A 2,300-nucleotide genomic window follows, 5' to 3' on the forward strand; every position below is an offset into this window, starting at 1 on the left:
CGAAGGTAAGAGGATTTGCCGCTCATGTTGGGGCCTGTAATGATAAGCAGCCGGTTCTCCTCGTCGAGGTGGCAATCATTGGGGATGTAGTCGCCTTCAAGACCGATGCGCTCTATCACGGGGTGGCGTCCGCCGAGAATATGGATCGAGTCCCCATCATGCACCTCGGGACGCACATAACGGTGGCGTACGGCCGTTTCGGCAAAACTTGCCAGCACATCCAGCTCGGCCACCGCGCGCGCCACGGCCAACACTTCGGGAGCCGCCTCTCCAACCCGCTCTCGCACCCCTAGAAACAGCTCGTACTCCAGCTCAATTGCTTTTTCATCGGCGCCCAACACCAGCGCCTCATACTCTTTGAGCTCAGGGGTGATGTAGCGCTCGGCGTTCGCCGTGGTCTGTTTGCGCAGGTAGTTGCCGGGCACTTTGGAGAGGTTGGCCTTGGTCACCTCGATGTAGTAGCCGAACACGGCGTTGTAGCCGACTTTCAGCGAAGCGATGCCGGTGCGTTCCCGCTCGGCGGCCTCTAAGTTGGCGATGTAGGCTTTCGCATCGGCGGAGACGGAGCGCAGTTTATCAAGCTCCGCATGATAGCCGGGGCGGATAAGCCCTCCCTCGCGCAGGCCGGCCGGAGGGTCGTCTTGAATCGCTCGGCCGATCCTCTCCACGATGTCGAGCGGGCAAGCGAGGCGAGAGGCCAGATCGCGCAGTTTCTCGCTGCGCGCACCGGCGAGCGTGGTGGCGATGTTCGGCAGCCGAAGCAGCGCATTGCGCAAGGCCACCAGGTCGCGGGCGTTGGCCAGCCCGGCAGCAGCACGACTTACAAGGCGCTCGATGTCTCCCATCCCTCTCAGCAGGTCGCGCAGGTCTCCTCGGCGAATGGGGTCACGTGCCAGCTCCTCCACAGCCTCTTGGCGCCGTTGAATGCGCCCCACATCTAGCAGCGGCTCCTCGATCCACCGTTTCAGCAGGCGTCCCCCCATGGGGGTGAGGGTTTCATCCAGTACGCCTAGCAGAGTGCGCTGCTTGCCACCCTCACCCATGGGGGCGGTAAGCTCAAGATGACGCCGCGCCGCCGAGTCTAACGTCATAAACTCCTCGGTGGAGTAGGTGGCGAGGCTACGAATATGCGCCAGTGCCCCCATCTGGGTTTGGCGAAGGTAGCGCAAAATAAGTGCACAGGCATCTATGCCCGCCGTATACTCCTCACAGCCGAAACCGCGCAGCGACTGCGTTTGAAAATGGGCTAACAGCAGGCGGCGACTATCCGTGCTGGTGGAGCGCTGTGTTCCCTCGGCGGAGGGCACGATGGTCACCGAACCGGTGCAGGTGGCCTTGATGGCCTCGATCAGCTCTGCATCCACCCCCTCCGGCACCAAAATCTCCGCCGGCTCAAGACGCGCGATCTCCTCAAGAAGTCGCTCTTTGCGTCGCTCTCCTTCGATCTCGGTGGTAAGAAACTCGCCCGTAGAGACATCCACCACGCCCACCCCGGCCACCGGGTCGCCGATGACGGCCGCCACAAGGTAGTTGTTGCTGCGCGAATCGAGCATGGCGTCTTCAAGCACGGTGCCGGGGGTAACCACCCGTGTGACCTTGCGTTTCACCAGCCCTTTGGCAAATCGAGGGTCTTCTATCTGATCCATGAGGGCCACACGATAGCCACGTGCGATGAGTCGAGCGATGTAGCGCTCCACCGAGTGATGGGGCACGCCGGCCATGGGCACCCGTATGCCTCCGTCATCACGACCGGTGAGGGCGATCTGAAGCTCACGGGCAATGGTCTCCGCGTCCTCTCCGTAGGCCTCGAAGAAGTCGCCCACACGCATCAACAAAATGACGCCTGGGCGCTCGTTACGGGTAGCAAAATACTGTTTTAACAGCGGCGTGCGTCCCGAGTAGTTCGACGGGAACGGTTCCACCATCGCTTTTTCCGAAGCGGGCAAAACATTTGAGTCCGACATGTTGCGTATTCTACTTATTCGCAAGGAAAACGTCAAGGTAGGAGCGCGGCTTTCGGGCTTTTGCCGATGAATAGGCTTTCAAAAACTTGACAATCGGATGCAGGTGCGTTACAATGATAGTGTGATCGGTTTTGGAGCACTTTTTCCATAAGGCATAAGGGTGCTATTGTCCTAATCGAGCTGCTTTTAACCAACGCTTCTCTCGCACTTGCCGGAGGTCTCCGTTCCTAATCGGAACCCCGCAAGAGGATTGAACAAGGAGGAACGATTATGCAGGATCCGGAACTGCTTTCCCATCTTCGTGAGAAGAGCAAGGAAAGACCGCTAACGCGACGT

1 protein-coding gene is annotated in these 2,300 nt (G+C 59.7%); it reads right to left on the minus strand.

Annotated elements, in window-relative coordinates:
• Positions 1–1,964 (minus strand): DNA mismatch repair protein MutS (mutS, locus tag VKV29_RS06960; RefSeq protein ID WP_324200582.1); only part of this gene is annotated, 1,964 nt, incomplete at its 3' end.
• Positions 1,965–2,300: the final 336 nt, after the last annotated feature.

The sequence above is a fragment of the Chthonomonas sp. genome (assembly GCF_035294165.1).
In the GTDB taxonomy this organism is placed as follows: domain Bacteria; phylum Armatimonadota; class Chthonomonadetes; order Chthonomonadales; family Chthonomonadaceae; genus Chthonomonas.